This is a genomic window from Cupriavidus phytohabitans, from assembly GCF_017815025.1.
In the GTDB taxonomy this organism is placed as follows: domain Bacteria; phylum Pseudomonadota; class Gammaproteobacteria; order Burkholderiales; family Burkholderiaceae; genus Cupriavidus.
The window spans coordinates 21659-40059 of record NZ_JAGIQB010000058.1; the positions used below are offsets into that span (position 1 = coordinate 21659).

Below are 18401 nucleotides of genomic sequence, written 5' to 3' on the forward strand. Positions count from 1 at the left end.
TTTCCGAGATTAAGCCATCGCTGCCCGAATATGTTCCTTCGGCCAGCATGGCCGCCTGTACCTCGCACTGACGAAGCGGCGAGGCGCATTTTGCGGCCGAGCGGGTTGCAACAGGCCGGTTGACGTGAAGGTTGCGATACCTATACTGCACTCATGTAACCGGCAGCTTGAAATGATGTGTGCTACCCATTCATCCGGCACAGGGGCTGTTGGGGTGGCATGTGATAACGACAAATTGAAAAACCGTGGACGCGCATGCATTGAATGACGAAGTATCTGGTGCTGCACACTCGAAGCAATCCCGTGCTGCGTTGACGCTTGCCGCATTGGGTGTCGTGTATGGCGACATCGGCACCAGCCCGCTCTATGCGGTTAAGGAGACTTTCAGTCCGGCGCATGGCATCCCACTCACGCCAGAGAACATTATTGGCGGCATCTCGGCGATTTTCTGGGCCCTGATGGTGGTGGTCTCGCTGAAGTACGTAATACTGATCATGCGCGCGAGCAATAAGGGCGAGGGCGGCATCATGGCGTTGCTTGCGCTTTCTGTATCCTCCGTCAAGAAGCAGGGCCGGTCGATAACACCGATCCTTGTCGCCGGCCTGATTGGTGCGTCGCTATTCTACGGCGACGCAGTGCTGACTCCAGCGATCTCGGTACTGTCCGCGGTCGAAGGCCTTGAGGTTGGCACAACTGCTTTCAAGCCTTACGTTCTGCCAATTGCTGTCGGGGTACTACTCGCGTTATTCCTGATCCAGCGCCACGGCACGGCGGCAATTGGGGCGCTTTTCGGACCAATCATGGTGCTCTGGTTCTTCGCCCTGGCCGCAGCAGGCGTATACAGCATTATCAGGCATCCCACCATTCTGGCGGCGCTTAACCCGCTGCATGCGCTGGGCTTTCTGACCCAGCATGGCTTTGCGTCGTTTGTCGTCCTGGGTGCCGTGCTGCTCGCGTTCACGGGAGCCGAAGCGCTGTATGCCGACATGGGACATTTTGGCAGCGGACCCATCCGGGTTGCATGGTTTGGCCTGGTGTTCCCCGCTTTGGCACTTAATTATCTGGGGCAAGGTGCGTTGCTAGTTGTCAATGAAAAAGCCCTTGAGAATCCCTTCTTTTTGCTATACCCATCGTGGGCGCTATATTTGATGGTCGGACTCGCAACCGCGGCAACCGTGATCGCCTCACAGGCCACCATCTCCGGCGCCTATTCATTGACCAAGCAGGGAATCCAGCTGGGCTACCTTCCTCGCATGAATGTGGTCCACACCTCAGCAAAGGCTATTGGTCAGATCTATCTGCCAGGGCTTAATGCGATCCTCCTTCTGGCCGTCCTTGCCGCGGTTCTCGGTTTCGGATCCTCGTCGAAGCTGGCGTCGGCATATGGGGTGGCGGTCACCGGCACGATGCTGACCACCACTATCCTGACCTTTTTCGTCATCCACTACGGCTGGGGCTACAAGCTGATGCTCAGCTTGTTCGCAACGGGTTTTTTCCTCCTGGTAGACGCAGCGTTTCTGTCCTCCAGCTTGTTAAAAGTGGCCGAAGGCGGCTGGTTCCCGCTAACGCTTGGCGCGGGCATGTTCATTGTGATGATGACCTGGGTCCGCGGTCGGGCCTTGCTTTTTGATCGGCTTCGCAGTTCCGATTTGCCGCTTGAAGCATTCCTGCAATCGTTGTCCAAGAACCCGCCGTCGCGGGTGCACGGCACAGCGGTGTTTCTCACCGCAACGCCAGAAGTAGTGCCGCATGCCTTGATGCACAACCTCAACCACAATCAGGTGCTGCATCAGCGTGTCTTGTTCCTTACGGTAAAAATGAAGGAAGTGCCATGGGTATCGATCATGGAAAATGCCACCGTCGAGCCACTGATGCAGGACTGCTATCGAATCGTGCTGCGCTTCGGTTTTATGGATCGTCTGGATGTTCCCAAGGCACTCGCAGGATTGGCGTTGGATGGAGGGTTCGAGTTGATGCAGACGTCGTTCTTCCTGAGCCGAGAGACCATCATTCCCGTGGCCAGTATGCCCAGCGGGATGGCGCTGTGGCGCGAACATTTGTTTGCGACGATGAGCAAGAACGCGGGCAGCCCCGCAGAATATTTCAATATACCGCCCAATCGGGTGATTGAGATCGGCACGCAAGTGCAAATATAAATTGTTATGAAGCGAGGGGCCGCTCATCATATGCAAATGAATCAGGGCAACCCTTGTCGACGATCACCATATTTTTCGGGCTGTATAGATCGGTGTGGACGGGCGGAGGTGTGTTTTGGATCGAGCGTCATTTCTCTCCAGACTCCTAGGGCCGACATTTGTCTCGGTCGCGGTCGGCATGCTTGTCAATCTTGGCTTCTATGAGAGCATGATCGCGGAGGCGCTGCACTTTGGCATGCTGTTCTATCTGTCGGGGTTGCTGTCGATGCTCGCTGGCCTCGCTATCGTAAATTTGCACAACCAATGGCATATGGACTGGCGTGTGATCATTACAGTGTTGGGCTGGCTTTTGACAATCGGTGGCATTATTCGAATTGTTTTTCCGCAAGTTGCGATCGCGGCAGGTTCGATCATTTATAGCGGCCGGACCTCAACCATCGTGGCGGCCATGATAATCGGTACTCTCGGCATTTTCCTGAGCTACAAAGGTTATATACGGCATGGGTGACTTCGTCCGTCGATCCTATTGAAGACGTGTAACGTGTGCACCAAATTGCGCGTAGTGCGTTATACGGGCATGAAGACCAAAACGGATGCCCGGAAGTTGCAGTGAATGGCTCAAAATCTGCGAAGCGGGCCTCAATACAGGGACCAGTTCCGGTCTGCGCCATGCGTTACATCCCGCTGCGAGACAGAGCCTCGCTATTCGAGCCCGTGACCGCAATGCCTGGCGAACTAGGGCGGAGCGACGCTTTGACGTCGAAGATCCCATTGGGGCCTGCTCCCCTGATGCCACCACTTGCGATGCTTAGGTTCGCCAAATGCGCCTGTCCAGTCTTGGCTCAGCGCCACGGGATTTCACGCCAGTCCGGCTAATTCCGGATTTCCAGTCCAGCGAAACGGTCTGTAGTCCGGCTAATTCCGCTTTCCTACTGTGAAGAACCGAAATTCGTCGGACTGCGACTCCCAACAAATCAATGACGTAACAGCTAATTCCGTCGCGGCTCGGCTGTCTCAGAACCGGAATTAGCCGGACTGACGTGAAAAGTAGCGCAAATTAGCCGGACTGCTCCGTAGGCGCCCCTTGGCGCACGTTTCGTGGCTTTTCATTCAACTTCGAAGTGCGGCCTGGTGTAGGTGCTCCTGCCCGGCATTGACTCTTCCCGACCCACTACAGTCATTCGATGGTTGGATGCTTTTACGACAGCTTTCGGAGTAGAGCAGTCGCTCAAGCAATCAGGTCAGTCTTCATCGAAGCCGACGGTAAGACGATGGGCCATGACTGACAGACAGCCAAAGGCGGCCGATCACGACCGGTGGCCGTCGGGGTCGCTAACATCCAGCTCTCTTGCGCGGGCGACTCGTGCCGGCGATGCATCCGATTGCCGCGTTTGAATTCGGGATACATTTGAACTATTGGCGCACACATCTGCTTCACCATTGCGCTCGATCAAGCCAACGCCTGTGTTATGAACAGCGAGCTTATTGAAACCGGGTGACGTACGAATGGATTAAGGCTGTAGACAGAATTTCGGTCATTTCCGGCGCTTTAAGCAGGCAGCTTCCAGCGAATTCACCTGGCACCCACGTCGACTTCCATGTCGGTGGTCGATAGCCGGCCAGCGGCAGCGCAAGGCTGCCGCCGTCAAAGCTGCGTGCGAGGCAATCAGCGATGACGATTGACTTCACGAATCAGAGGACTTAATCAGCATTGCCTTTGCTACCGCTCGACGATCACGGAAAACCGCCCCACATGCCAAGTGGGCCGCCAGGAAAACTGGGATGCCGACTGCCAGCACAGTGGACGCAACATCAACAACGGTGTGGTATCTCTGGTGAAGCATGAGCGGAACGTACAAGCAGAACATTACGACCGCGAGAGCTCCCACCCGGCAAGAAATGGCGCCGATAGTGGCAATTAGCGCCACTGCGACCGCTGTGTGGGTGCTGTAGTCCAGCCCGGCCCGGCTCCAAATATGGAGCGCGCCATCTATCCACATGAATCCGTAGGCAATGAGTAGGCAGGCAACACCGAGACCGGCACGCGCGCTAGCTAACCGCCATTGCCGCGTAAGAAGCGGGATGAGCGCGAGCACAATCCAGATTGCCCCGAGCACCGGGTTGTGAGAGTCAGCAATGCGATCAAGGGCCTGATACGAGAGCATGAAATCTTCCTTTAGAAGTCTTACGTTTGAATTCACTCGGTGAGGGAGCGTGTCGAACAAACTCGAACAATGCCGTTACTTGACAAACCACGAGCGCGAAGGGATGAACATGAAGCGCAGCGCCAATCCTTCACGCGCTACGCCGCCCCGCTGAGTACGGTACCTTCGCCGTTGGCACGGGTGCGTGCCAGGCGCGCCTGATTGCACTCGAATTCCTCCGGGGAGATAAATCCCCTTCGTAATGATCGGGCAGATGGACACGCCTCGGGTACCGGCTGCACTCGCTTATGGACCTCTTCTGTGGTCGTTGCCGATACTGGTACCGCCAAAAGGCGTAGGCGCCCGCATATGACTGATTGTGGATCAATCCGAGTACGCGTCCGTGGCTCAGGCGACCCCAGATGAGTCGGACCGCCCAAGCGCCGCCATAGGCACGCTCTGGAAAGCGCATGCCCTCTTCAACAAAACGCTTGACGAAAGCGTATGCGCTGCCGGTCTCTTGAATGAGTTGGAACACCGTTTGCACGGCGCCGCGGACGCTTCATCGGGATCCAGGACGATGCGGCCGTTGTCGTCCCAGTCGCCGGATTCAGCAGCTGGGATTGCCGAGGGGCTCGAATGGTCGCAAGGGTGGGCGTGGCTCATATCGCAGGACGACTTGGCTCGTCCGTGTAACGCTAAAAAAGCACGTTCTTGACCCACGCCCGACGGTTATAGTAGCCGCGCAGCGGCTTACCTTGTCGCATGAGCAGTCCATATCGTATCGGAGCTTGCTCGCGCTATCTTCTTATTGCGACAGAACCCTTTCTTTCATAGATGCCCCAGACCGACCGCAGCGTTTTCCTGTGGCGTCGCCAGCCAGTAGCCGGAACGAATGGCTGTTGCTATAAAGTGCTGGATGGCTTCCGGCGTTGGAGGCATCGGCTCATTATTCGCGGAGACTGGGCGGCCTATCTCTTGAAAAAATCGACCAAGCACGGCCGTCGTGGTGACGAGGGAGACCGCCGGCTTATCCGATAGGTTCCGAAAGGCGTGTTTCGCTTCGCTTGGCACCTGGATGAAATCGCCAGGCGAACACAGGGTCCACCTGTAGGTCCCGTCCGTCTCGACCAGGACCTCTTGTTCTCCGGACAACATCAGGAAACATTCAATGCCTGTATGACTGTGCAGAGGCACCACGCCTCCGGGCGGAATTACACCTTGGATCACGCAGTGTGATTCGTCGGTCTCGTCTGGCGTTGTGAGGAACTGTATGGTGGGACCGAAAACGTCCAGCACGGGGTTGGCGATTTTCTTGTATACACGCACTGAGGGATGCTGGGGCGACAACTTATTCAATTTAGGTACTCCGTTTTAACATCTGAAATTGGGGTGTAGGGCGAGACGGACAAAAGGCGTGTCTATCATCTGCGAAGACGGCGCAGCGGCTGAGAATTTCGATAGTCGAACAGTCGCTTGTCGCCACCGATGGTGACCGCGACATCGTGGACGGCGATGCGGTTGGCGGGCCATTCCCCTAGCCCCCGGGGGCGCAGGCGCTCAGATGCCGTAGGTGGCGCGGATGTCCTCGGCGGCGCGCTCACCAATCACCACGCAAGGAGCCATCGTGTTGCCGCTGGTGACGTGAGGCATGACGGAGGCGTCCGCCACGCGGAGCCCTTGCACCCCATAGACCTTCAGGCTGCCGTCTACGACAGACATCCCGTCGCGGCCCATCTTGGCAGTGCAGGACTGGTGCCAGTAAGTTACGGCGGCGTTCCTGACATAGCTTTCCAGCGCCTTCGCGTCCAACTTTCCGGGGAGGCTCTCGCCCTTCACTAGCCCCTTGAAGGATGCTCGCGCGCCTAGGTCTTGAACGAGTCGAATGTTCTCGAGTGCGCCACGGACGTCGTCCGGATGGGATAGCATGTTCGGTTGGATGATGGGGGTATCGGTCACGTTGGGGCCGGAGAGGGTGATGCGGCCTCGGCTCTTGGGATGGGCGAGACCGGCGAACATCGTCCAGCCGTGCGTGGGCACGCCAAGCGATGCGTTCTCGGCGCTCGGGACGGGAAACTCCGCTTGGCAGTGGAACATGTCCGGAAGACGAAGAGAGCTGTTGCTGCTCCAGTAGAGAGTGGCTTCGGAGCCGCTGTGGCCCACCGGTTGCGGGCTCTCGTACTCAAAGATAACGGCGAATGACACGTGGTCCTGATGGTTGGCACCAACGCCAGGCAGGTGCTGCACCACAGGGATTCCGTGTGGGCGCAGCTCATTTTCGGAGCCAATGCCAGATTGCATGAGAACCTTGGGAGTGTTGACCGCTCCAAGCGACAGGACGACCTCTCGATCAGCGGTAAACCGCTCGATGCGACCACTGCGGACGGCCTCGACCCCGACGACGCGCTTGCCCTCGAACACGAGGCGACTGACCAACGTATTCGTCAGGACAGTCAGATTGCGTTGGCCGCGGCGGGAGTGCACGTAGGCGCGGTAGATGGAGTTGCGTCGACCATCCTTGACGATGAGGTCATTAATGGCGGCGCCACCGCGTCCTTCCATCATCTCTCCGTTGGGATTGTCGAAGGTCGGGATACCGATTTCGTGCGCGGCGCTAATCAGGGCATTGGCCACCGGTTGAGCGTCACGAGCAGGGCTCACATGCACCACGCCTCCAATACCGCGACGCTTGGCGTCCGGCGTGCCTTGGTAGTCCTCAACGCGGCGGTAAATCTTGAGAACGGACTCGTAGTTCCATGCCGGGTTGCCGCTCTCCTCAGCAAAATCTTCCCAGTCGTTCTTATGACCGCGCGCCCACACCATCAGGTTGATGCTAGAACCGCCGCCCAGGACTCGACCCATGTTCAACGGGATTTGCCGGTTATTGACGTGCGGGTTGGGGGCACCAGTGAAGTTCCAGTCGCGCTCACTGCCAAGGTTCAGCGGCCAGTCCCCCGGTTGCAGCACCTCGGGCACTTCGTCGTGGCCGCCGGCTTCAATGAGCAGGACCCGGACCTCCGGGTTTTCGGCCAGGCGTCCCGCGACCACGGAGCCGGCAGTGCCAGCCCCGCACACGATGAAGTCAAAGCGGTTGACAGAAGTACCTTCATCAAGAGAGGCCAGCCTTGTTTCGAGATGGTCTTGGTTCATGATCACGGGCTCACTTGTTGGCAGTGCGTTGTAGATGCGCGTAATTGGGCTGTAGGGAATCGGGGCGCTGCTCACTTGGTTGGCTGCCGCGTTGTGGCCCGAGCAGCGGCCCATGCTTTGCGCGTGCTGGCAAGAGATCATCATCGCTTAGCCACAGCACGATCTTCACATCGGTGCGCCCCACTTCATCGAGCAGGCGGGCCGCACCCGGAGTGCTCCACATGCCGGCAAAGCCGGCACCCGCTACAAGAATTTGCTTGGACATATTGATTCCTCCTAAATAGTCCTCGGTTTCAGACATCTGGCCAAACGCACGGTTTGCGTAGCGGCCCTTCGACGGCCCCAACAAACGCCACATAACTACGAGTATATTAATCGTAGTTAAAACGGGCAAGAGGTTCTTTTATGATCGTGTGCTGCCACTGGCCGCGGAGAACGAAAGCAATATCGCTCACTCCCATCACCTGCTGTATGGCGAGGAAAGCCAAGGCATGTGGGGAGACTAGACGTTGGTTGCGAACGGCAGCGGCACGATTCCGTGTTGACGCTGAGCGCATTCGCCTTACGCGAGCACGAGGACTTCTTCTACGTGTCCGACTTCAATGCGTGGTGGCGGCACGTCCTCGGGCGACTCGTAGTGAGCGTTCCACTCGTAGTCCGGGACAATGATGTCGTTCACCCACGATCCCCCTGCATCCCGCATGTACGGCAGCCGACCCCCGGCGTGGAACTTGGCTTCCGCCGCGGGCTCGCGGTCCAACAGGGAGCGCGACTCTGAACAAGGCGTTCTTTGGCATGGGGGCCCTGGCATTGACGGCGCGGGCAAGGGCGGCGCCTTGGCGCGGCTTGCGGGGATGTGGTGACGCGCAGATGCGTTGGGCAATCATTCCCACGGTCGACCGACACTGTGCGGTGCGATCGGCGAGGTCATCAGCCCGCAGTGGTCGGGGAATAGGCGCGGAAGAACGCGCGGGCTCGATACGTTCCGGGCAATCTGCATCACGATGGTCAAATGGCGAAACAACCTAAGCCTGCGCGCGATGCAAGCACTGACCGGGTTCAGCGCGACGACAATCTCCCGCTACGTTATCGGGGTTGCGCACGGGCTTTGTAGCCTAGCGCTGGCTGGCACGCCCCCCCCCCGGTCGACCCTCATCGTAGATTCGACGAGCATCAGAGTGGCATGCACCGAGTCAAAAGCCTACTCGGGCTATAAGCACCATCGCCGCGCCAAGGTCCAGGTGGTGACGCACAAGGATCGCCGGATTGTGGCTGTCAGCCAGAGCTACCCAGGCTCCGTGCACGACGAGAAGATCTGGAACATGGAGGCCGCTAACTTCGCCTGAGTCCCGTCCACTCCGGCTTGTCCTGACCAGCGTGCCACGCGGCGGTCTTGCAATCATGCTGTCAATGTCATAGACTTGCAGTCATTGAAAGCAAGTGATGGATTTTGACTATGGCGATCCTAACAGTTAGAAATGTGCCAGATGAGGTACATCGTGCGCTTCGCCTCCGAGCGGCTGAGCATGGCCGCAGCACAGAGGCCGAGGTCCGCGAGATTCTGGAGAATGCGGTTAAGTCGGAAAAGCGCGTCCGCATGGGCGACGCTTTGGCGGCGCTTGGTCGACGGGTGGGACTGTCCAACGAAGATTTTGAAGCCTTGGATAATATTCGCGACGGGGTGCCGGCGGAGCCGATGAGGTTTGAATGATCGTCTTAGATACGAATGTTGTTTCAGAAGCGATGAGACCGGAACCTAATCGAGCCGTACTCTCATGGTTGAACGAGCAGGTCGCCGAAACCTTATATCTGTCGAGTGTGACGCTGGCTGAGTTGCTCTTTGGCATCGGGTCGTTGCCAGATGGGAAGCGCAAGAAGGGACTGGGCGAGGCCCTGGAGGGTTTGCTCGAGCTGTTCGACGACCGTGTGTTGTCGTTCGATACCGATGCGGCCCGTCACTATGCCGAGCTGGCGGTGAAGGCACGCGCGGCTGGCAAGGGATTCCCGACACCCGATGGCTATATTGGCGCCATTGCAGCTTCCAGAAAATTCGTCGTCGCCACGCGCGATACGAGTCCCTTTGAGGCGGCGGGTATTGCGGTCATCAACCCCTGGAACCACCATTAATTCCCGGTTCGCCACCAAGGACGATGGCCGGGCCTTTCTCTTGCACTTTCGTCAAGAGGCTGGCCTGGCTTTTGAATGATCACCCATGAGGCTGACGGCCCGCACCAAGATATTCGCTGGCAGTCAACCCAATCGGTCACGGCGCGTACGGAACTGGCAAGCCCTTCTGGAATACGTAGACCGTGGTAGGCGCTCCCTTAAGGTCGCCCGCGCGCTCAAATGCGTACGTCGTAGCAACGCCCTTGTAGTTGGCTTTGGCAAGTTGCTCGACAATCTTAGCTTTGTCAGTCGTCGTGCCCGCCTTCACCATGGCATCTGCCAACAGCTTGACGCTGTCGTAGAAGCTCACCGCGTAGACCTGCGTATCAGTGTTATACGCGGCCCTGTACTTCTTGAGGAAATCCTGGCCTTCGGCCGTCTTGTCCAGCGACGATCCACCCTGTGCGCAGTAGACGATCGATGCTGCACTGCCGGCCACACGCGCCATATCGGCTGAACAGATGCCATCCCCGCCAAGCAGCCTGGCTTTCAGTGCTCGCTGCACCATTTGTTTGGCCAGCGGTGCACCTTGAGGAGCGTATCCTCCGAAGAAAATCACATCCGGGTTCTTGGCCTTGATGCTGGTCAGGATGCCAAGAAAGTCCATCGCGGTAGCGCTCGTGAATTCTTCTCTAACGATTTGAATGCCATTGGCCTTCGCCACCTTTGCAAACTGTTCGGCAACCCCTTGGCCATACGCGCTGCGATCGTCAATGATCGCGGCGGTCTTCGCCTTCAGCGTTTTGGCAGCGAACTCGGCCATCGTGGCTCCGAGCTGCTCGTCACTGGCACCGTTACGGAAGATGTTCTTGAAACCCTGCTTGGTCAGCGAAGGATTCGAAGCACTTGTGAGGATCGGTATGTTCGCATTGTTGTAGACACGCGACGCCGGAATTGCCACACCAGAGTTGTATGGACCTAGCACCGCGGTGACGCCAGCGTCGACAAACTTCTGCGCCACTTGCACACCGATGCGAGGGTCGGCTTGATCGTCTTCCGAGAGCAGTTTGAAGGTCACCTTCTTACCCGCGACCGTAAGGCCGGACTTGTTCACCTCTTCAATGGCAAGACGTGCACCGTTTTCGTTGTCCTTTCCATTCACAGCCTGCGGCCCCGTTAGCGGTCCGGATTGGCCGATGGTCACCACTTCTTGTGCTGACGCCATGACAGCATATGACGCGAGGAACATAGTGGCGAGCGAGATGATCTTTGTCTTCATGATGGTCTCCTACAAAACTGCTTTGATGAACGTTGATACCGGGCTATGGCAGGACGAAGCATGACTTTGCCGGGGAATTCAGTACTAGAAGCGCAAGCTCAGCACTCGAACCAGGTGTCATTAAGGCGATAGCCTTCGGGGAACGGATCTTCCGGATCCACACCGTAGTAGGACACTCCCGTAAGCCAGGCTCGACCGGCAATATTTGGCGTGACTGACGGCACCCCGGCCACCTCCCCGACGCCTTCGATTCGGCATTCGAACAATGTGTTCAGGATGGAGAGATGATGGAACGGCTCGCCGATGGCCAGCTTGTTTTGCGCGTGAAGCAAGGCCAGGCGCGCGGAACTTCCCGTACCGCACGGGGAACGGTCAAGGCGGCCTGGCGAGACGATCACCGCATTCTTGGAGGTTTTCACGCCATCGACCTCAGAGATGGGACCCGCAAACAAGGTTTGGTTGATAGTATGAATGCCAGGATTTTCTGGGTGAACAGACGGCAACTGGGCAGCGGCGGCCAATTTGATACGTTCGCCGAGTTCAACGAGCGTTTTCGCTTCCTTGCGTTCCAGGGTCAAGCCCAAGGCCTGCGCATCCACGATGACATAGATCATGCCCCCATAGGCCACATCTACTACGATGCTGCCGAGTCCCGAAACATCAACCGCTTTCTGCTGATGCATCACAAACGAAGGGACATTCCGGAATGAAACCCTGCGGCACTTCCCATTCTTGCATTGAGCATCGACATAAACCAAGCCGGCCGGCGTATCAACGCAAAGGGTGGTAATGGGCTCCTTCATCGGAACCACACCGGTCTCCAGCGCAGTGGTGACGGTGCAAATTAGATTGGAGCCGGACATGGGAGGGTAGTAATCCGATTCGATGACGATCATGCCGAAATCGGCTTCGTCCGCGATGGGGGGCGTGATGAGATTGACGGCCGCGTTGACGCTGCCGCGAGGATCGGACAGCAGAAGTCCGCGTACCCAGTCCTGTTGTGCAATGAAGGCCTGCTGCCTCTCGAACATGTTGCTACCCCGAGGCGCGATGATGCCCCCGGTGATGACACGGCCGACCTCGCCTTCAGCATGCGCGCCAACGACGGTGATGACTTGATTCAGCTTCATTTCGATCTCTGCAATATTTAGGCTTCAAAAGCGGCCGCCACCGCGCGTTTGCCCCGTTCTGCCTACCGATACCGGTAGGACAGGTCAATTGCATGGGCAGCCGTGGTTGCTACCACCAGGTCTACTCCTTGAGTTTTAGTGTGGGCATCAGCTTCTTGAAGTTGTCGCTTTGCTTGACAATGGCCGCGGAAAACTCCGGCATATCCGCGTAGGCCATGGTCAGGTTTTGCTTCTGGACCGTCTCTTTGAACGAGGGCGTCTCAGCAATCTTCTTGGCTGCTTCACGTAGCTTGGCTACCACATCGGGCGGTGCTGATTTTGGCAGCGCAATGCCACGCCACACGCTGTACTGAAGGTCCATGCCACGTTCCTTGAACGTGGGGACATTAGGCAGAGTGGCGACGCGCTTGTCCGCCATCACTGCGAGCGTCCTGAGCTTTCCGGCCTCGACGTGCTGGCGCAGTTCCGCATAGGCCACGGCGGTCGCGTCCACATCACCTGAGAGGAGGCCCATGATCGCCGGTGCGGAACCCTGGTACGGCACATGGTTGAATGTAGCGCGTGCTTTCTCGCCCAATGCGGCGGCAGCGATGTGCGGGATGGTCCCACTTCCAGCGTTCGAGATCGTCGCCTTTCCTGGATTTGCCTTGGCATACGCAAGAAACTCCTCGACGCTCTTCCAAGGCGCATCGGCGCGGACTGTAATAGACGAGGGATCGTCAGTGAAGCGTGCCACTGGCTGGAAATCCTGGGGAGTCGTCTTCCCGATTCCCATCAACGGCACTACAAGCAGTTCCGGTGTAATCATGGCCACGCGGTAGCCATCGGGTTGGCCGTTGGCAACATAGGCCCACCCGATTGAACCGCTGGCTCCCGGCTTGTTCACGACCACGATCGGCTGTGGAAGCAGATTACGGGCCGCGTCAGCGATTGAGCGAGCCATATTGTCAGTGCCCCCCCCAGCCTGATAAGCGACCATCAGTTCGATGGGGCGAACAGGATAGGGATCGGCGGCCAGCGCCGCATGCATGGTCGAGGAGACCATGCATGCGCCAAGGCCGAAGAAAGCGAGCGCTTTAGTGAAATTCATGTCGTTACTCCCCATAGCAGGAAGGCGCCGTAATGATCCTCCCCGCTTTGGCGCCAACCGAGCGAGGAGTCAAAACTGTGAGATCTATTCGCCTAGGTATGCTGCGCGAACCTTCGGGTCATCGAGCATCTGTCGGGCGTCGCCGCTCATGGTGATCAGGCCGGACTCCATCACGTAGCCACGGTGCGCCGCCTGCAGCGCCAGGCGGGCGTTCTGCTCGACCAGCAGCACGGTTACGCCCTGGCTCGATACGGTACGCACCACTTCGAAGATCTTGTCGACCATGATGGGTGAAAGACCCATCGAGGGCTCGTCCAGCAGTAGCAACTTGGGCTGGCTCATCAGCGCACGAGCCATGGCGAGCATCTGCTGCTCGCCACCCGACATCGTGCCGGCCAGTTGGCTGGCACGTTCCTTTAGGCGAGGAAAGGTCTCGAACATGCGTTCGATGTCGGACTTGATACCCGCCTCGTCGCTGCGCGTGTAAGCGCCCATCTGCAGATTCTCGGTGATCGTCATGCGCGCGAACACACCGCGGCCTTCCGGCACCATCGCCAGCCCTTGCTTCAACAGCAAAAAGCTCGGCACGCCCTTGATCGACTTGCCCAGATACTGCACGTCGCCGCCGGCCCAACCTTGCAGGCCCGTGATTGCCTTCATGGTGGTGGTCTTGCCGGCGCCGTTGGCGCCAATTAGCGTGACCAACTCGCCTTCGCGAATTTCGAGGTCCACGCCCTTGACGGCCTGGATGCCGCCATACGCAACCTTGAGACCGGAAATCTTCAGGATTGTCTGTTTCATCTGGTCCTCCCGCGTTAGTGCGCCGACGTGCCGAGGTAGGCCTCGATCACGGCAGGGTTGCTCTGTACTTCGTTGGGAAGGCCATGGGCGATGACCTTGCCGTAGTCAAGGACCGAGATCCGGCTACACAGACCCATCATCATCTTGACGTCATGCTCGATCAGCAGGATGGTCTTGCCATCGTTGCGAATTTTTTCCAGCAGGCCGCGCAGTTCCACCTTTTCGGTCGCGTTCATGCCTGCTGCCGGCTCGTCCAGTGCCAGCAGCTTCGGCTCCGTGGCCAGCGCCCGGGCGATCTCAAGCCGACGCTGGTGACCGTACGACAGGTTGCGAGACGTGAAATTGGCATACTTGCCAATGCCCACGTAGTCCAGCAAGGCGTGCGCTATGTCCTCGATGCCGGCTTCTTCTCGGCGTACCGAAGCGGGGCGCAGGATCGCGCCGAAGACTCCGGCTCCGGTGCGCACGTGGCGGCCTACCATCACGTTCTCAAGCGCCGTCATGTCGCCGAACAGGCGGATGTTCTGGAACGTACGCGCGATGCCGGTCCTGGCCACTTCGTGCACGGCAGTCGGGCGGTAGGGGCTGCCCGCGAGCATGAAGTCGCCGGAATCGGGCGTGTACAGGCCGGTGATCACATTGAAGAACGTGGTCTTACCGGCGCCGTTAGGGCCGATCAGGCCATAAATCTCCCCCGGCTTTATCTGCAGGCCGACTTCGGACAGTGCCTGCAGGCCACCGAAGCGCTTGTTCACTCCCTGTACTGACAAGAGAAATTCGGATTTGCTCATGATGTGTCACCCCGGTTCAGAAACGTCCAACGCTGCCAGCACGGCGCACCACCGGGCGGTCTTCCTTGCGCGGCGATGGCCATAGACCCGCAGGGCGATACAGCATCACGGCAACCAGTGCCAGACCGAACAGCAACTGGCGCAGCACTTCTGCGTCCACTACGACGTGGCCGAACAGGCCATGCTGGATCGGTTCGGCTACGACGCGCAGCAATTCCTGGAAGCCGACCAGCAGGACGCCGCCCAGGATCACGCCCGGGATATGACCCATGCCACCAAGCACGACGATGGCGAGGATGTAGATCGACTCCCACAGCGTGAACGATTCCGGCGAGACAAAGCCCTGGAATGCGCCAAAGACCGCGCCCGACGCGCCGCCGAACGAGGCCCCCATGGCAAAGGCCAGCAGCTTCATGTTTCGGGTGTTGATGCCCATCGCCTTGGCGGCAATTTCGTCTTCGCGGATAGCGACCCAGGCGCGACCGATGCGCGAGTTCTGCAGCCGCAGGCACACGAATACGATCCCGATGACAAGGAACACCAGCAGGTAGTAGTACATGAATACAGACGACAGCTCGATACCGAAGACGGTATGGGATTTGGAGAAATCGAATCCGAGAATGTGCACGGGATCGACGCCTGAGATACCCTTGGGCCCGTTAGTGATGTTTACCGGGCGGTCCAGGTTATTCATGAGAATGCGGATGATCTCGCCGAAGCCCAGCGTCACGATGGCGAGGTAGTCGCCGCGCAATTTGAGCGTCGGCGCGCCCAGCAGCACGCCGAAGGTGGCAGCCACCAGAATTGCCAGCGGCAAGACGAACCACATCGACAGGTGCAGTCCGTTGGGTAGGAGCTGCAGGATCCATTCGAATTGGCTGGCCAGATGCGGAGAGCCGAGCAGCGCCATCATGTAGGCGCCCACGGCATAGAACGCGATATAGCCCAGGTCCAGCAGGCCGGCAAAGCCCACCACAATGTTCAGACCGAGCGCCAGCATGATGTACAACAGCGCGAAGTCCAGCACGCGGACCCAGTAGTTTCCGCCGAAGCTCTGGACAAGGAACGGTGCGCACAAGGCAAGCGCAAGGAATGCAAGGAGCGCAGCGAAGGTTTTAGCAGGCACGCGGGAGGGCGCCGGCGCTGCGACTGTAGATGAAATTGGGGCATTCATGGATTCAGTCTCCTCAGGCGCGGTCTGCCACACGCTCACCCATGATCCCGGACGGCCGGAATACGAGCACGACGATCAGTACGATGAAAGCGAACACGTCCTGGTAGTTCGAGCCGAACACACCGTTCGTGAGGTCGCCGATATAGCCGGCGCCAAGCGCTTCGATCAGCCCCAGCAGCATGCCGCCGACCATGGCGCCCGCCAGATTGCCGATACCGCCAAGCACCGCGGCGGTGAACGCCTTCAGGCCGGGGATGAAGCCCATGTAGAAGTGGGCATTGCCATAGTTGGTAGCCATCATCACGCCGGCGAGCGCTGCCAGCGTGGCGCCGATCATGAACGTGGCGGAAATGACGAAATTGGGATTCACGCCCATCAGGCCGGCCACCTTCTGGTTCTCGGCGGTGGCGCGCATGGCCCGGCCGAGCTTGGTGCGGTTGACCAGCGCGAGCAGGCCCGACATGACCATCACGGCCATGCCGATGATGACCATTTCCTTGCCGGTGATGGTGGCGCCGGTCCCGCCGATATCGATCGGCTCCGACGGCAGCAATTGCGGGAAGGTCAGTGGGTTGCGCGACCAAATCAGCATGCCCATCGTCTGCAGAATGATGGACACGCCGATGGCGGTGATTAGAGGAGCCAGCCGCGGCGCATTGCGCAAGGGCCGGTAAGCGATCCGTTCGATGGAGTACGACAGGATTGCACAGACTGGCATCGCGATCAGGGTAGCGATGACAAGCGTCAGCCATTCCGGCAGGCCTGGCGCGAAGGTCTGCAGCCCCAGAATGGCGGATAAGGCGGTCAGCGCGCCGATCATCAGCACATCGCCGTGGGCGAAGTTGATGATTCCCAGAATGCCGTAGACCATGGTGTAGCCTAGTGCGATCAGCGCATAGATGCTGCCTAGCACCAGGCCATTGATTATCTGTTGGACAAAGATGTCCATAGTTGTACCTCTGCTTTCTGAAGACGCTGGCAACGGCGCTGTCTCCTGAGCCGCGGCCAGTGTTTGTCGAGTACGGAAATGGACGCCGCGATCGTTGATCTGGAATCTCAGCGCCTCGGCGCGCTCGCTTACAGGGGATTGATGTAAGTCGTCTTGACCGATGTGTAGAACTCGCGGGCGTAGGTCCCTTGTTCCCGCGGCCCGAAGCTGGATCCCTTGCGCCCCCCAAACGGGACGTGGTAGTCCACCCCGGCAGTAGGGGCGTTGATCATCACCATGCCGGCCTCGACGTTGCGCTTGAAGTGCGTGGCGTACTTGAGCGATGTCGTGCAGATTCCCGCGGACAGGCCGAAGTCCGTATCGTTTGCCAAGGCCAATGCTTCGCCGTAATCCTTCGCCCTCACGACCGATGCCACGGGACCAAACACTTCTTCCCGATTGATCCGCATGGCGTTCTCCGTATCCAGCGCGAGTGCCGGCGCCATATAGAACCCGGGGCTTCGTAGCTTGAGCAACTCGCCGCCGACAACCTGTGCGCCTTCGTCCCTGGCGATCTGCAGGTATTTCTGGTTCTGCGCAAGCTGCCGCTCGTCCACTACCGGCCCCATCTGGGTGGTGGCGTCCAATGCGTGACCAACGCGCAGAGCCTGCATCTGTGCAAGTAGCCCTTCGGTGAACTTGTCATAGATGCCAGCGGTGACGATGAGGCGTGACGACGCCGTGCAACGCTGGCCCGTCGAGAAGAAGGAGCCGTTAAGGGTCACCGCAATGGCATTGTCGAGATCGGCATCGTCCAGGATCACCATGGGATTCTTGCCGCCCATCTCGAGCTGGAATTTCTTCCCGCTGGCAAAACAGCGTGCACCAATGGCCCGGCCAGTCGAAACCGAGCCGGTGAAGCTGATGGCGTCGACATCAGCCGAGCTCACCAACGCTTCGCCCACCACCGACCCCTTGCCCATCACTAGATTGAAGACGCCGGCGGGCAGGCCGGCCTGCTCCAGGATTTTGGCAATCTCCCAGGCGCATGCTGGCACCATTTCGGCCGGCTTGAGCACCACGGTATTGCCATAGGCCAGCGCCGGAGCGATCTTCCAGGCCGGAATGGCGATAGGGAAATTCCAGGGGGTGATCAAGCCAATGACCCCAACGGGCTCCCGCGTGACCTCCACCGACATGCCTGGCCGGACAGAGGGCACGATTTCGCCGCCCACACGCAGCGCCTCGGCAGCGAAGAACTTGAAAATCTGGCCGGCGCGGGTAACTTCACCGATCGCCTCCGCAGGGATCTTGCCTTCCTCGCGCGCGAGCAGCTGCCCGAGTTCGTCCTTGCGAGCCAAGAGCGCTGCACCGGCCGCATCGAGCACATCAAAGCGCTGCTGGGGCGACGATCGCGACCATTCGCGGAATGCTTGGCGCGCGGCCTGAATGGCGGAAAGGGCGAGGGCAGCATCGGCCTCGGCGAACTCTCCGATCACGTCATTGGTGTCCGAAGGGTTAATGTTCGGCAATGCGCGGGAGCTGGAGATCCATTCGCCGCCGATGAAGTGCTGATAGGGATGGTCTGAAAAACCTCTGCCAACGGAAGGGCGGCAGAGACGTTAAATGAGGATCACGAAAGCTGCATGACG

At 58.8% G+C, this 18401-nt stretch carries 18 protein-coding genes; 5 read left to right on the plus strand and 13 right to left on the minus strand.

Annotated elements, in window-relative coordinates; all coding sequences use genetic code 11:
- Positions 1-245 precede the first annotated feature (245 nt).
- Entirely contained in the window at positions 246-2156 is a 1911-nt protein-coding gene (locus J8I34_RS28885; RefSeq protein WP_371748160.1) for a potassium transporter Kup, read from the plus strand.
- A gap of 178 nt (positions 2157-2334) precedes the next feature.
- A complete protein-coding gene (locus J8I34_RS28890; protein WP_245176213.1) occupies positions 2335-2664 on the plus strand; it encodes a hypothetical protein in 330 nt (109 codons plus the stop codon).
- A gap of 1177 nt (positions 2665-3841) precedes the next feature.
- On the opposite strand, the gene J8I34_RS28895 is transcribed toward J8I34_RS28890, so the two are convergent.
- The 5 genes from J8I34_RS28895 to J8I34_RS28915 form a co-directional block, all read right to left on the minus strand.
- Complete coding sequence (locus tag J8I34_RS28895) at positions 3842-4321, minus strand: hypothetical protein (protein ID WP_209807621.1); 480 nt, start codon at positions 4319-4321, stop codon at positions 3842-3844.
- Between the two features lie 130 nt (positions 4322-4451).
- Entirely contained in the window at positions 4452-4847 is a 396-nt protein-coding gene (locus J8I34_RS28900) for a hypothetical protein (RefSeq protein WP_371748161.1), read from the minus strand.
- A gap of 284 nt (positions 4848-5131) precedes the next feature.
- Complete coding sequence (locus tag J8I34_RS28905) at positions 5132-5659, minus strand: cupin domain-containing protein (protein ID WP_209807622.1); 528 nt, start codon at positions 5657-5659, stop codon at positions 5132-5134.
- Between the two features lie 201 nt (positions 5660-5860).
- Entirely contained in the window at positions 5861-7450 is a 1590-nt protein-coding gene (locus tag J8I34_RS28910; RefSeq protein WP_209807623.1) for a GMC family oxidoreductase, read from the minus strand.
- Between the two features lie 10 nt (positions 7451-7460).
- Positions 7461-7715 (minus strand): hypothetical protein, encoded by a 255-nt coding sequence (locus J8I34_RS28915; RefSeq protein ID WP_209807637.1) that lies wholly within the window; start codon positions 7713-7715, stop codon positions 7461-7463.
- A gap of 775 nt (positions 7716-8490) precedes the next feature.
- Here J8I34_RS28915 and J8I34_RS34930 point away from each other — a divergent pair.
- The 3 genes from J8I34_RS34930 to J8I34_RS28930 all read left to right on the plus strand — a co-directional run bounded on the left by J8I34_RS34930 (position 8491) and on the right by J8I34_RS28930 (position 9577).
- Complete coding sequence (locus J8I34_RS34930) at positions 8491-8796, plus strand: transposase family protein (RefSeq protein WP_245176220.1); 306 nt, start codon at positions 8491-8493, stop codon at positions 8794-8796.
- A 110-nt stretch (positions 8797-8906) separates the two neighbouring features.
- A complete protein-coding gene (locus J8I34_RS28925) occupies positions 8907-9161 on the plus strand; it encodes a FitA-like ribbon-helix-helix domain-containing protein (RefSeq protein WP_209807625.1) in 255 nt (84 codons plus the stop codon).
- Positions 9158-9577, plus strand: coding sequence for a type II toxin-antitoxin system VapC family toxin (locus J8I34_RS28930; RefSeq protein WP_209807626.1), 420 nt, complete (start codon positions 9158-9160; stop codon positions 9575-9577). The genes J8I34_RS28925 and J8I34_RS28930 overlap by 4 nt, the downstream gene beginning before the upstream one ends.
- Before the next feature lie 136 nt (positions 9578-9713).
- Here J8I34_RS28930 and J8I34_RS28935 read toward each other — a convergent pair whose 3' ends face one another.
- The 8 genes from J8I34_RS28935 to J8I34_RS28970 form a co-directional block, all read right to left on the minus strand.
- A complete protein-coding gene (locus J8I34_RS28935; RefSeq protein ID WP_209807627.1) occupies positions 9714-10835 on the minus strand; it encodes a branched-chain amino acid ABC transporter substrate-binding protein in 1122 nt (373 codons plus the stop codon).
- Between the two features lie 98 nt (positions 10836-10933).
- A complete protein-coding gene (locus J8I34_RS28940) occupies positions 10934-11965 on the minus strand; it encodes a proline racemase family protein (protein WP_209807628.1) in 1032 nt (343 codons plus the stop codon).
- A gap of 121 nt (positions 11966-12086) precedes the next feature.
- On the minus strand, positions 12087-13055 hold the full coding sequence (locus tag J8I34_RS28945; RefSeq protein WP_209807629.1) for a tripartite tricarboxylate transporter substrate binding protein: 969 nt from the start codon (positions 13053-13055) through the stop codon (positions 12087-12089).
- Between the two features lie 84 nt (positions 13056-13139).
- A complete protein-coding gene (locus J8I34_RS28950) occupies positions 13140-13856 on the minus strand; it encodes an ABC transporter ATP-binding protein (RefSeq protein ID WP_209807630.1) in 717 nt (238 codons plus the stop codon).
- A 14-nt stretch (positions 13857-13870) separates the two neighbouring features.
- On the minus strand, positions 13871-14647 hold the full coding sequence (locus J8I34_RS28955) for an ABC transporter ATP-binding protein (RefSeq protein ID WP_209807631.1): 777 nt from the start codon (positions 14645-14647) through the stop codon (positions 13871-13873).
- 16 nt (positions 14648-14663) lie between these two features.
- Positions 14664-15821, minus strand: a complete 1158-nt coding sequence (locus tag J8I34_RS28960; RefSeq protein ID WP_209807635.1) for an ABC transporter permease subunit — start codon at positions 15819-15821, stop codon at positions 14664-14666.
- Positions 15822-15834: 13 nt separating this feature from the next.
- The gene (locus tag J8I34_RS28965) at positions 15835-16770 is read right to left on the minus strand and encodes a branched-chain amino acid ABC transporter permease (RefSeq protein WP_209807632.1); all 936 of its coding nucleotides are present in this window, start codon (positions 16768-16770) and stop codon (positions 15835-15837) included.
- Between the two features lie 128 nt (positions 16771-16898).
- Positions 16899-18314, minus strand: a complete 1416-nt coding sequence (locus J8I34_RS28970; RefSeq protein ID WP_209807636.1) for an aldehyde dehydrogenase family protein — start codon at positions 18312-18314, stop codon at positions 16899-16901.
- Positions 18315-18401: the final 87 nt, after the last annotated feature.